Origin of the sequence: Prevotella sp. P5-50 (assembly GCF_002251295.1) — a bacterium.
Classification (GTDB): domain Bacteria; phylum Bacteroidota; class Bacteroidia; order Bacteroidales; family Bacteroidaceae; genus Prevotella.
The window spans coordinates 15,167-27,600 of record NZ_NPJA01000052.1 but is presented as its reverse complement, the minus strand read 5'-3'; the positions used below and the strand labels follow the sequence as shown (position 1 = coordinate 27,600).

9 protein-coding genes are annotated in these 12,434 nt (G+C 46.6%); 8 read left to right on the top strand and 1 reads right to left on the bottom strand.

What is annotated here, in order from left to right; genetic code table 11:
* Nucleotides 1-19 precede the first annotated feature (19 nt).
* Complete coding sequence (locus tag CIK88_RS11490; RefSeq protein ID WP_094391285.1) at nt 20-1,486, bottom strand: CCA tRNA nucleotidyltransferase; 1,467 nt, start codon at nt 1,484-1,486, stop codon at nt 20-22.
* 97 nt (nt 1,487-1,583) lie between these two features.
* Here CIK88_RS11490 and CIK88_RS11485 point away from each other — a divergent pair, with 97 nt between their 5' ends.
* The 8 genes from CIK88_RS11485 (at nt 1,584) to CIK88_RS12660 (ending at nt 11,781) form a co-directional block, all read left to right on the top strand.
* Nucleotides 1,584-2,042, top strand: a complete 459-nt coding sequence (locus CIK88_RS11485; protein WP_094391286.1) for a hypothetical protein — start codon at nt 1,584-1,586, stop codon at nt 2,040-2,042.
* A gap of 68 nt (nt 2,043-2,110) precedes the next feature.
* Nucleotides 2,111-2,659, top strand: a complete 549-nt coding sequence (locus tag CIK88_RS11480) for a DUF1599 domain-containing protein (RefSeq protein WP_094391287.1) — start codon at nt 2,111-2,113, stop codon at nt 2,657-2,659.
* Nucleotides 2,656-4,728 (top strand): BT_3928 family protein, encoded by a 2,073-nt coding sequence (locus CIK88_RS11475; RefSeq protein WP_254046666.1) that lies wholly within the window; start codon nt 2,656-2,658, stop codon nt 4,726-4,728. The genes CIK88_RS11480 and CIK88_RS11475 overlap by 4 nt, the downstream gene beginning before the upstream one ends.
* On the top strand, nt 4,686-5,399 hold the full coding sequence (locus CIK88_RS11470; RefSeq protein ID WP_254046319.1) for an SPOR domain-containing protein: 714 nt from the start codon (nt 4,686-4,688) through the stop codon (nt 5,397-5,399). The genes CIK88_RS11475 and CIK88_RS11470 overlap by 43 nt, the downstream gene beginning before the upstream one ends.
* Nucleotides 5,400-5,981 carry a GTP cyclohydrolase I FolE gene (gene folE, locus CIK88_RS11465; RefSeq protein WP_094436593.1) on the top strand — a complete coding sequence of 194 codons (582 nt, stop codon included), beginning with the start codon at nt 5,400-5,402 and terminating at the stop codon, nt 5,979-5,981.
* 36 nt (nt 5,982-6,017) lie between these two features.
* Nucleotides 6,018-6,593 carry a hypothetical protein gene (locus tag CIK88_RS11460; protein WP_094391290.1) on the top strand — a complete coding sequence of 192 codons (576 nt, stop codon included), beginning with the start codon at nt 6,018-6,020 and terminating at the stop codon, nt 6,591-6,593.
* A gap of 357 nt (nt 6,594-6,950) precedes the next feature.
* Nucleotides 6,951-8,876 (top strand): sialate O-acetylesterase, encoded by a 1,926-nt coding sequence (locus CIK88_RS11455; RefSeq protein ID WP_371591592.1) that lies wholly within the window; start codon nt 6,951-6,953, stop codon nt 8,874-8,876.
* A 4-nt stretch (nt 8,877-8,880) separates the two neighbouring features.
* Nucleotides 8,881-11,781, top strand: coding sequence for a family 43 glycosylhydrolase (locus CIK88_RS12660; protein WP_254046895.1), 2,901 nt, complete (start codon nt 8,881-8,883; stop codon nt 11,779-11,781).
* The last annotated feature ends 653 nt before the right edge of the window (nt 11,782-12,434 follow it).

Below are 12,434 nucleotides of genomic sequence, written 5' to 3'. Positions count from 1 at the left end.
AGTTTCTATTTTTCTATGGTCATTGTTGCTCCTGATGTTCGGTGGAGAGCCCCATGGCATTGGCGCGCTCCATGAGCAGACGCATCAATGGTTCACGTTCATTTTCCACCCGATTGTCGAGTACGGCATCTTTTAGGTATTGTTTGAGTGTTCCCACCTCGCGAGAGGGTTTCAGATGGAACATCTCCATGATTTCGTTGCCGTCAATTACAGGTTGTAACAACCGTTTATAATCCTTTTCTTGTAAATCGGTGAGTTTTTCACGCACCATGCGGAAATTCTCCAAAAACATTTGTTTGCGCACCTCATTCTTTGAGGTGATGTCGGCTTCGCATAGGGTCATTAGATCGTTGATGTCGTCACCGGCATCGTTGAGCAGGCGTCGAACGGCAGAATCGGTTACAATCTCATCGGCAATGGCTATGGGGCGCATGTGCAGTTCTACCATTTTCTGTACGAAACGCATCTCGCTGCCCATAGGCAATTTCAGCCGGCGGAATATCTCCGGCACCATTTTTCCACCAAGATAGTCATGGTTGTGGAAAGTCCATCCAGCCTTAGGCTCCCAACGCTTGGCACGCGTTTTTCCGATATCGTGGAGTAACGCCCCCCATCGCAACCATAGGTTATCGCTATGCTGGCAGACGTTTTCCAGCACTTCCATGGTGTGGTGGAAATTGTTTTTATGAGCCCGGCCTTCTTTCTTTTCTACAATGTCGAGTGCGGAAAGTTCAGGAAGCATGCGCTGTAATAAGCCGCTACGTTGTAGGTATTCGAAGCCAATGCTTGGGTGTGGTGCCATCATGATTTTATTGAGCTCCACCTCGATACGCTCTCCGCTAACAATCTTGATACGGTCTACCATGCGTTCCAAAGCTTCAAACGTATCGTCCTCAATTTGAAAATTGAGCTGAGTGGCGAAACGAATGCAGCGCATCATACGCAAAGGATCGTCGGAGAATGTGATTTCAGGGTCGAGTGGAGTAGCAATAATGCGGTCTTCCATATCGGCAATACCGTCAAATGGATCTACCAATTCGCCGAATCGAGCGTTGTTGAGGCAGATTGCCATAGCATTGATGGTGAAATCTCGACGGTTTTGGTCATCTTCCAGCGTACCGTCTTCCACAATAGGCTTGCGTGAATCGTGGCTATAGCTCTCTTTGCGAGCTCCCACAAATTCCACTTCCATGTTTCCCATCTTTACTTGTGCTGTGCCAAAATTACGAAATACCGAGAGGTGTGCACGCCATCTGCCAGTCTTTGGGTTTTTTCCCAAATTCTTTTGCAGTTGTCGGGCCACTTCAATGCCACTGCCTACGACAACTACGTCAATGTCGTTGCTGGGGCGTTCGAGGAATATATCACGAACAAATCCGCCCACAACATAACATTCTAACCCCAGTTCGTCGGCGGAAGCACTGATTTGGCGGAATATCGGCTTATCGAGTATTTTAGCCAGTGCAGCGTCTGAATATAGCTTCATGATGGTATGTTTTTCTACTTTGTCGTGTGCAAAGGTACGCAAATTTCATCTATTTCGGCTGTTCATTGCGCATTTTTTTGTAACTTTGCACCTTAGAATGACGAAGAAACTGATTATCATACTATCCGCAGTGCTATTTATAGTGGCTTGTGGCAATACCAACAACAAAGCGAAAGCATTGCTCGATGAAGCGCGTTTGGCACTAGACGAACGGCGTTACGATGATGTGCTTGCCAAGATTGACACCTTGCGCAATAAATATCCACGTGCCATTGAAGAGCGAAAACAGGCTTTACCGCTATGGCAAAAAGCAGAACTTTTGCGCACTCAAGACGAACTGGCAGTAGTTGATTCCCTGTTGGCGGTGGTGGGAAGTGCTTACAATGAAGTCCGTCAACTGCAAAATCAGGCCGATAAATCAGGTGATCAAGAGGCATGGAAGCGCCACAACCGCACAGCGAATCAGTTGAAAGCGCGTAAAGACTCGCTTCAGAATCGCTTCGATGTGGCATGTGCCAAAATCAAGTATATTCATAAAAAGCAGAAAGAAATATAATAAATAGGCATTTTCCTGACGCTAAACCTTGGTGATATGGTAGGAATTTTTTAATTTTGCAATCGATTATGACAAAAGATAACCACACGACAGAGGCCCAGTTTGAACAGGTGATGAGTGAATGTCGCACCTTGTTCACCAAGAAGTTGCATGATTATGGAGCTTCATGGCGAATACTGCGCCCACAGTCGCTTACCGACCAATTGTTTATCAAGGCCAAGCGCATACGCTCCTTGGAAATTAAGAAGGAATCGCTTGTGGGCGAAGGCATACGACCAGAATTTATAGCCCTCATCAACTATGGCATTATTGGATTGATACAGCTCAGCCACGGATTTTCTGATACTGTCGATATGCAACCCGATGAAGCCCTTGCACTCTATGACAAGTATGCCGATGATGCCTTGCAACTGATGATACGTAAGAATCACGATTATGATGAGGCATGGAGATCCATGCGCGTCAGCAGTTATACCGATTTCATCCTCACCAAAATAGAACGCATCAAAGAGATAGAGAACATCGGTGGAGACACCCTTGTCAGTGAAGGCATTGATGCCAATTACATGGACATCATCAACTATGCCGTCTTTGGAGCAATCAAGTTGAGTGAATGATGGTTAGAAAAATAGCAGTAAACGTTGCCCGTTTGGTCATCGCAATGACATTTATCCTATCAGGATTTGTCAAAGCTGTAGATCCGCTGGGCACACAATATAAGATTGTCGACTATCTCAAGGCAATGCAGCTGGGGACATTTGTACCCGATTTCCTCACACTTACTGCATCTGTACTTTTGTCGGCAGTGGAATTTGGATTGGGCATCTGTATGCTCTTTGCTATACGCCGTCGGTTGGTGTCACTACTTGCACTTTGCATGATGATTCCCATGACGGCATTAACACTATGGTTGGCAGTGGCCAACCCTGTCACCGATTGTGGGTGTTTCGGCGATGCTGTCACCCTCACCAATTGGCAGACATTTACAAAAAATGTGGTGCTTCTGGGTTGTGTCGCTATCGTGAGATACAGGCCGCTTGATATGATGCGCTTTGTATCGAAGACCAATCAATGGATTGTGACCAACTATTCGATGCTCTTCATCTTTGCTGTATCGGCATGGTCGCTATATGATTTGCCACAATTTGACTTTCGTCCTTATCATGTAGGAACCAATATCTTGAAGGGAATGGAGATTCCAGAAGGTGCAGAAATGCCAACCTTCGAAACGACATACCTGATGGAGAAGGACGGTAAGAGGCAGACATTCGATATAGACCACTATCCTGATTCTACCTGGACTCTTATTGAGGCCAATACTCGACAACTGACCAAGGGATATGAACCGCCCATCCACGATTTCTATATCAATGACATAGAAACAGGAGAAGACATCACCATGCAACTGTTGGAACAGAAGGGATACCTATTCCTGCTGGTGACACCACATCTTGGGAGTGCAGACGATAGCCAGTTTGACCGCATCAACGAACTCTATGAATATTCGCGCGATCATGGTTACCGCTTCTATGGACTCACCGCAAGCGATGAAAAAGCCATAGGACAATGGCGCGACATGACAGGGGCTGAATACACTTTCTGTCAATCAGACGAAACGGTGTTGAAGACCATCATACGTAGTAACCCAGGACTATTGTTGCTGAAAGACGGAACAATCGTGCGCAAATGGAGTCATAACAATCTGCCACAACTCGATGAAGAACAGGCAAACAAGTCTTTGGAGCAGTTGGATATTGGACATCTGCCAAAAGATACCACTCCAAGAAAGATACTTGATATCGTATTGTGGTATATGTTGCCCCTCTTCCTACTGACCATAGCAGACCGACTCTGGGCTTGGTCGAAATGGATGAAACGCAAAGAAGAAACAAACAAGATATTTAAACTCTTAAGAAAAAAGAAAATGAGAAAGAAAATTGTAGCAGGAAACTGGAAAATGAACCTGAACCTGCAAGACGGTGTGGCTTTGGCCAAAGAACTTAACGAGGCACTTGCTGCAGACAAACCCAATTGCGATGTTATCATCTGCACACCATTCATCCATCTGGCTTCTGTAGCTCAGGTGCTTGATGCCAATGTTATTGGCCTCGGTGCAGAAAACTGCGCTGACAAGGAAAAGGGTGCTTATACCGGTGAGGTTAGCGCTGAAATGGTTAAGAGCACTGGTGCACAGTATGTTATTCTGGGCCACTCAGAGCGTCGCCAGTATTACAGCGAGACTCCAGAGATCCTGAAAGAGAAGGTGCAACTCGCACTGAAGAACGGCCTTAAGGTTATCTTCTGTATCGGTGAAACTCTCGAAGAGCGTGAGGCTAACAAGCAGAACGAAGTAGTGAAGGCTGAACTCGAAGGAAGCGTTTTCAACCTTAGCGAGGAAGAATTCCGCAACATCGTTATCGCTTACGAGCCAATTTGGGCTATTGGTACCGGTAAAACCGCTACCGCAGAGCAGGCAGAAGAAATCCATGCCTATATCCGCTCTATCGTAGCAGAGAAGTATGGTGCAACTGTGGCTGATGACACAACTATCCTTTACGGTGGTAGCTGCAAAGCCAGCAACGCTCCTGAACTCTTTGCAAAGCCCGACATCGACGGTGGTCTTATCGGAGGTGCTTCACTAAAATGTGCAGACTTCAAGGGCATTATCGACGCTTGGAAGAAATAAGGCTCAAACCAACCGGACTCAAGATGAAGCATCAGACTCTTCGTCGTGACCGTTGGATAGTCACCATGATTCTGTGTATCGGCATGGCAATCCATGCCGGTGCACAGTCTTTTACACAACGCATCCAGAAGAAAGTGGATGGTCAGGGTACTGTTACCATTCATCATAGTCAGGAGATAGACCGACTGGTCAATGTGCAACCCACATCGCCCAGCAGTACTACAGCAACTAAACCTTCTGCGGATAAGGCTGTGTCAAGTGGCAAATCCAATACTCCGACACCATCAGGTGCAGACAAAAACAGCGGCAACCCTTCTGCTGCTAATTCCCCAATAGCGAAAGTTAATGCGCCGGAGAGTAGCAGTGAAGCAGAGGTCGATATGTCTAAAAAGGTGATGCGTAATGCCCAAAAAGTCATGGGCTATCGTGTACAGGCCTTTGCCGGTGGCAACTCGCGTCAAGATCGTCAGAATGCCGAACGCACCCGCAACGCTATCAAAGCTCACTATCCTCATGTACCTGTCTATGTGCATTTCTATTCTCCTAGATGGATTTGTCGTGTCGGCAACTACCGTACATACGAGGAAGCGCACCATATGTTGGTTAACCTGCAACGGCTTGGCTATAAGCAGGCATCCATTGTGAAAGGAAAAATAACCGTACAGTATTAAATGAATCCAGAAACAGAATATAGAGAAGGACTTGACCAGTTGGCCGAGCACTACCATGAAGTGTTGTCGCTACTGGGTGAAGATCCCGAACGAGAGGGATTGCTTAAGACCCCCATGCGTGTGGCAAAGGCCATGCAGGTGTTGACACGTGGCTACAAAATGGACGCTCATAAAGTGCTGACCGATGCACTTTTCAAGGAAGATTATAGTCAGATGGTCATTGTCAAGGACATCGATTTCTTTTCATTGTGTGAACACCATATGTTGCCTTTCTATGGTAAAGTGCATGTGGCGTATATTCCCAATGGATATATTACTGGCCTTTCAAAGATTGCCCGTGTAGTAGATATCTTTAGTCATCGCCTTCAAGTGCAAGAGCGTATGACCCTGCAAATTAAGGAATGTATCGAACAGACCTTGCATCCGCTAGGTGTGATGGTTGTGGTCGAGGCTCAGCACATGTGTATGCAGATGCGTGGTGTAGAGAAAATAAACTCTATCACTACCACGAGCGACTTCAGTGGTGCCTTCAACCAGGCCAAAACTCGCCAAGAATTCATGAACCTCATCCATAATAAGTAACTCCTAATCATTCATAAAACTAATAAACATACACCCATGGCAGCCAATCAGAAAGAATCATACAAGACCAATCAGAACCTTCTGCAAGAGTTCTATCACAGTTGTTTCGGCAAGATTATAATCCTGTTGCTGATGATGGCACTGTTGCTGTTTGTGGCATTGATTACCCGTCCTACAAAGCAGCAGATGCTCGATGAGATGGAAGACAACATTCGCGAATGCCTCCAGGAAAACGATAGCATCAAGGCAGATGGCGTTGATGATGTTGTCAACAACTTCTGCAACATCTTCACAACTGCCGGTGAGTTAGCCTCCGACAGTGATGTCGTTGCTGCTTACAAGAAGTTTAACCGTTTGGAAGTATACCAGCATCCATTCTATTCTACCGCACACATTATTAATAATATTCATCCCAGTGGCGTCCGTGTCGGTATCGGTGTGTTTGGTGTTGTCATTCCTACGGTGAGTTATAAGGATTTGATACTATTTGTCAGTCCAATCAAGAACTACAACAAGACACATATTATCACTCCACCGGTTATTACCGATGATGACTTGGGTGAGAATCCCAATGTGCAGGAATACCATTATTTGGGTGATCCTGATCAGTAACTGTCAACAGAAGCGGCCTTCTCATAGTGTCGCACGACTGATATATTCATTTATTCCCAGTTGCACCTATGGTGTGGAAGGGATATTATTATCCCTACCATCATCTGTTGCTTTTGGGTATTTGAAAACTATTTTTTGACCTCATGAACAATTTTGGATAAAAGGTGTAACATAAGACAAAGACCGCACGTGGAATAATTGCTATATTTGCAAACGAAAGCCGTTGCGCTGACTGCTGACTGTATGAAGAAATCCACAGTGCGTTTGTCATGGGACGGCAGGTAGTGATACTAATTCAAACCTAAAATACCAATAATGATGAAAAGACTCAAACTTATTATCAGTATGTTGCTGTTGATGATATTGCATGTCAGTGCATCGTCAGCAGACCAGACGGTCTTATCGGTTGGAGTAGATCCAAATTTCCAAATCTATCTCTGCTTGGGACAGTCAAACATGGAAGGCAATGCCACTCCTGAGGCATGTGACCGTGTAGGTGTAAATCCCCGCTTTGTGTCGATGAATGTATTTGACGATGAAAAGGCTGGATGGCACAAATTCCAATGGCGCACAGCTGTTCCGCCATTGGTAGCACCTCAGACAGGTCTTACTCCTGCCGATTACTTCGGTCGTCGTATGGTGGATTTTCTGCCCGAAGAAGTCAGGGTGGGTGTGGTAATGGCAGCTGTTGGCGGCGCCAGCATCGACCTGTTTGACAAGCGCCTCTATAGCGATTACCTCAAGAAACAGCCCGATTGGATGAAAAACTTTGCTCGCCGCTATGACGGCAACCCTTATGCTTGCTTGATAGCAGCCGCTCGTGAGGCCATGAAGCAAGGTGTCATTAAGGGAATACTCTTCCATCAGGGTGAGACCAATACTGCCGATCCAACATGGCCAGCACGTGTAAAAACGGTCTATGATGATATTCTTGCCGACCTCGGCCTGCAAGCAGTCGACGTCCCATTGCTGATGGGCGAGGTGGTTCAGACCGATCAGGGAGGACACTGTGGTTCACACAATGCTATCATAGATGATATTGCCAAGACCATACCAACCGCTCATGTGATATCGTCGAAGGATTGCCCTCAGCGTGGCGATGGACTGCATTTCACCGCGGAAGGCTATCGAATCCTTGGCAAACGCTATGCCGATGTAATGCTTCAACTATTGGGTGCCCCCAAGCAGATGCATGCTTCTGCCAAAAAAGGTAGTTTGGCAGAAAATGCTATTGAAGGCAACGAATTTCCTCGCATTGATGCCCAGCATCGTGCTTATTTCCGTCTGCATGCTCCCGAAGCACGTGATGTGAAGGTAGATATCTGTGGCAAGAAATATCCCATGTTGCGCGATTCCAACGGCGAATGGTATGGAGTGACCGATCCGTTGGTTGTTGGTTTCCACTATTATGTCTTCAATGTAGATGGTGTCTCGGTTACTGATCCTGCTTGTGATACTTATTTCGGATGCCACCGTCTGATGAGCGGTTTGGATGTTCCTGAAGGTGACGAGGGTAACTATTACCATCCCCAACAGGGCGTGGCACAGGGACAAGTACGCTCTTGCACTTATTTTGCAGCTTCGCAAGGCAAGTTCCGTCGCGCTATGGTATATACGCCAGCCGAATACGAACGTAATAAGAGCAAGCGCTATCCTGTGCTCTATCTGCAGCATGGCATGGGTGAAGATGAAACCGGATGGAGTCATCAAGGCCACATGAACCATATTCTCGACAATCTGATAGCCACTGGCGAGTGTGTGCCCATGATAGTTGTTATGGAGAGTGGTGATGTGAAAGCGCCCTTCGTACCTAAGCGTGGAGCGACTCCTGATGCATCGCGCAACGGTTATGGTGCATCGTTCTATCAGGTTCTCAACGACGACCTCATCCCGATGATAGACAAGACCTTCCGTACTAAAACCGATCGCGAAAGTCGTGCAATGGCAGGACTGTCTTGGGGCGGTTTCCAAAGTTTCAATACCGTATTGACCCATCTCGACCGGTTTGCATATCTTGGAACCTTTAGTGGTGCCATATTCGGTGTTGATGTAAAGACCTGTCACAACGGTGTGTTTGCCGATGCTGACCGCTTCAACAAGCAGATGAAGTATATGTTCATGGGTTGCGGTACGGAGGAAAACTTCGGTACAGGCAAGATGGTCAACGACCTGAAGGCCCTTGGCATCAATGTTACTTATTATGAGTCGAAGGGTACTGCCCACGAATGGCTCACCTGGCGTCGTTGTCTTCGCCAGTTTGTTCCACACCTTTTTAAAAAATAAAACGATGAAATCAAACAACAACATTCTTTTTCTCGCCATAGCTTTGGCATCCTCTACTGCAGCCTTAGCACAGAATCCTATTATTCAAACCCAGCTGACTACCGATCCAGCTCCTTTGGTGTGTGGTGACCGCATCTATGTATATACCGGCCACGATGAAGACCATGCCGATTTCTTCTGGATGAATGAATGGCGTGTGTATTCTTCAACCGATATGGTCAACTGGACTGACCATGGTTCACCACTCAATCAATCGTCATTTGCTTGGGCTGACGACCGTGCATGGGCAGCACAGGCAATCGAGCGCAATGGAAAGTATTATTGGTATGTCTGTGCCCACTCCAAAATAACCGGTGGCATGGCTATCGGTGTGGCTGTAGGCGACACACCGACAGGTCCTTTCCGTGATGCCTTAGGCAAACCATTATTCGATAACGGTTCGTGGGACAATATAGACCCCACGGTTTTGATAGATACCGATGGTCAGGCATACCTCTATTGGGGCAATCCGCATCTCTACTGTGCCCGTCTTAACGATGATATGATATCTATCCGTGGCGAAGTGGAACGCATCGAACAGCGTGTTGAAGGCTTCGGCGCTCCCGATATGGAAAAGCGCGACAAAAATGTAAAATACAAAGATTGCTATACTGAAGGTCCATGGATTAGTAAGCGTGGCAACAACTATTACATGCTCTATGCCGCAGGTGGAGTGCCCGAACATATTGCTTATTCTATGAGCAAGACGCCTACAGGACCTTGGAAATACATGGGCAACATCATGCCACTGCAGGACACAGGTTCGTTCACCAACCATTGTGGTGTAGCTGATTTCAAGGGACATTCCTATTTCTTCTATCATACCGGCAAGTTGGGAGGTGGCTTTGGTCGCAGCGTAGCAGTTGAAGAGTTTACCTATCAACCAGATGGTACATTCCCTATCATCAATGCTACAGCCGAAGGAGTGCGTCCTATAGGTACCCTTTGCCCATACAATCGTGTGGAAGCAGAGACTATGGCATGGTCGAAGGGCGTTAAGTCAGAGTGGAATGAAGATACCGGTGTGTATCTTTCAGATATTCATAATGGCGATTATATCAAAGTGCGTGAAGTGGATTTCGGTCAGCAACAACCGTTGCGTTTCGAAGCTCGTGTGGCAAGCGCCCTACAAGGCGGATGGCTTGAAGTGCGTACCGACAGCGTGGCAGGTCCACTTGTGGCACAAGTGAAAGTGCCCTATACCGGTGGATGGGAGAAGTGGCAGACTGTAGAGACACTTGTAGAGCGTCCTCTTGTGGGCAAACACGATCTCTATTTCGTATTCAAAGGCCTGAAAGGTCTAAAACTCTTCACCTTCGACTGGTGGCGTTTCGATCAGAATCAAGTGGCAGCAGAAGGCATGATGCACAATCCTGTGCTGTGGAGCGACGTGCCCGATCCCGATGTGATTCGTGTGGGTGACACCTATTATATGGTCAGCACCACCATGCATCTCATGCCCGGAGCTCCTATCATGGCTTCGAAAGATCTGGTCAACTGGGAGATTGTCAACTATATCTTCCCCCGACTGACCGGCTCGCCACGTTACGATATGCGCGAAGGTACTGTCTATGGGCGTGGTCAGTGGGCCACTTCGCTGAAATATCACAAAGGCAAATTCTATGCACTCTTTGCACCAAACGATAATTCTGATGGTGAAACCTATCTCTGTGTGGCTGACCGTGCAGAGGGAGAATGGACCATTCATAGCCGTATGCGACACTTCCACGACGCTACGTTGATGTTCGACGATGACGGAAAGGGCTATATCGTGTATGGTACAGGAGAAATCATGCAACTCAATGACGATTTGACCGATGTGGTAGAAGGCAGTCATCATATACTTTTCAAACGCGATAAAACCGAAACCAACCTACTTGAAGGCTCTCGCATGATTAAGCACAATGGTAAATACTACCTGCTGATGATATCTTTGACCAATGGACATCCGCGTCGTGAAGTGTGCTATCGTGCAGACCATATCTACGGTCCATACGAGAAAAAGGTTATTCTTGAAACCGAATTTGGAGGTAAAGGCGGTGTGGGACAAGGCACCATTGTCGATACACCCGACGGACGTTGGTATGCTATCATCTTCCAAGACCGTGACGGAGTGGGGCGCACACCAACGCTCGAACCCGTTCGCTGGCTCGACGGATGGCCTATCTTGACCGATTGGGATGGTAAGATTCCCTATTTAATGCCTGTTCCTGTGAAGGGATTTGAGAAGAAATCCATAGTCTATAGCGACCATTTTGACAGCGATAAGTTGGCGCTGCAATGGCAGTGGAACCACAATCCAGTGGATGAGGCATGGTCGCTGACCGATCGCAAAGGTTGGCTCCGACTGAAGACATCACGCATCGCACCACACATCTTCCTTGCTCCCAATACGCTGACAAACCGTACCGAGGGTCCTGCATGCCAAGGAACAATACATCTGGATCTGAGCAATATGAAGGATGGCGACGTGGCTGGACTCTCTGCCTTCCAAGGCGATGCAGCCTTACTGTCGGTTGTGAAGAAAGGCAAACGCCTATATATTGTAGCAACGAAAGAGTCGGTGGAGTTGACCGATAAGGATAAAGCTGTTGTGGGTGTAAAACGAGAGGAAGTGTTCCGTCGCGAACTCAAGGGTAAAGAGGTTTGGTTGCGCATGGCGTGCGACTTCCGATTGGGCAAAGACCTTGCCACACTGTCGTACAGCGCAGATGGTAAACAATGGACAGATGCCATCAAAGATTTCCGTATGATTTATGATTATCGCCGATTGTTTATGGGCACACGTTTCGCTATCTATAACTTTGCCACACGTCAGACAGGTGGATGGGTCGATGTGGATAGCTTCGACTATCAGCGTGACTGATAGACTGTAACCTGCAAGATAACATCTAAACATATAAGATGGTTCGTCCGATGCTGTCGGACGAACCTCTTTTATTTCTATACGCGCACGCGCACGCGATGTCGCAAGAAATCGACCACTCGACCACCAGCGTGTTGTAACAGGTTGAGCAATATTGCCTTATGCTGGTGGTCGAATCGTTTTTGAGGGGTGTTTTCGACCACCTTTCGACCACCACAAGTGTTGTTTGTTGTAAGCGTGAGGTTGCCATAAAGACGATGTTTGTATTTTGACAGAGTAAATCATGATGCTGAAAATGTTTTTGCCAAATGTTTGGCCAATACCTTTGCCCTATATTTGGCAATACTTTTGTCTAACGTTTAAAAGACTTCTTTCCAATGTTTGAAAAGACTTCTTTCTAACGTTTGAAAAGACTTCTTTCTAACGTTTGAAAAGACTTCTTTCTAACGTTTGATAATACTTTTATCCAACGTTTGATAATACTTTTATCCAACGTTTGATAATACATTTATCCAACGTTTGATAATACTTTTATCAGCGGTTTGAAAAACTCAGAAAATATCGTTCGCTTTGAAGATGGTCATGTTGCCAACAATTTTTATAGTGTGGTCGAAGCATGGTCGAAAATACCGTAGCAACCGCCATCGACCACA

Excerpts from the sequence above, each read along its gene's own strand:
- CIK88_RS11490 (WP_094391285.1), bottom strand. The coding sequence starts at position 1,486 with ATGAAGCTATATTCAGACGCTGCACTGGCTAAAATACTCGATAAGCCG.
- CIK88_RS11485 (WP_094391286.1), top strand. The coding sequence starts at position 1,584 with ATGACGAAGAAACTGATTATCATACTATCCGCAGTGCTATTTATAGTG.
- CIK88_RS11480 (WP_094391287.1), top strand. The coding sequence starts at position 2,111 with ATGACAAAAGATAACCACACGACAGAGGCCCAGTTTGAACAGGTGATG.
- CIK88_RS11475 (WP_254046666.1), top strand. The coding sequence starts at position 2,656 with ATGATGGTTAGAAAAATAGCAGTAAACGTTGCCCGTTTGGTCATCGCA.
- CIK88_RS11470 (WP_254046319.1), top strand. The coding sequence starts at position 4,686 with ATGTGCAGACTTCAAGGGCATTATCGACGCTTGGAAGAAATAAGGCTC.
- folE (WP_094436593.1), top strand. The coding sequence starts at position 5,400 with ATGAATCCAGAAACAGAATATAGAGAAGGACTTGACCAGTTGGCCGAG.
- CIK88_RS11460 (WP_094391290.1), top strand. The coding sequence starts at position 6,018 with ATGGCAGCCAATCAGAAAGAATCATACAAGACCAATCAGAACCTTCTG.
- CIK88_RS11455 (WP_371591592.1), top strand. The coding sequence starts at position 6,951 with ATGATATTGCATGTCAGTGCATCGTCAGCAGACCAGACGGTCTTATCG.
- CIK88_RS12660 (WP_254046895.1), top strand. The coding sequence starts at position 8,881 with ATGAAATCAAACAACAACATTCTTTTTCTCGCCATAGCTTTGGCATCC.